The 235-nt window shown below is 69.4% G+C and carries 1 protein-coding gene; it reads right to left on the bottom strand.

The window, feature by feature from the left end; all coding sequences use genetic code 11:
- The coding region (locus tag KVT44_RS57115; protein WP_217577195.1) for a cytochrome P450 at positions 1-235 on the bottom strand (235 nt) is incomplete at both ends.

The raw sequence follows: 235 nt of genomic DNA, 5'->3' as shown, positions 1-235 counted from the left end.
AATCACGTCCATCTGCATGATGGTGTCGTGGACCGGGACCGTGTCGCCCGGCAGCAGCCGGTCCACCACGGCGTAGGCCTGGGCAAGGACGTGCGGGTTGCGCATCAGCGAGTACGTGGCGGACGACAGCAGACCGCTGGTGGTCTCGTGGCCGGCGATCAGGGAGGTCACCACCTGGTCGCGGACGTTGTCGTCGTCCAGTCCCTTGCCGGCGTCGGGGGCCGTGGCCTGCGGC

This window comes from Streptomyces sp. GbtcB7, assembly GCF_019091445.1.
GTDB lineage: Bacteria > Actinomycetota > Actinomycetes > Streptomycetales > Streptomycetaceae > Streptomyces > Streptomyces mirabilis.
Note: the sequence above shows the minus strand (reverse complement) of the source record. Positions and strands in the feature narration are given on the sequence as shown.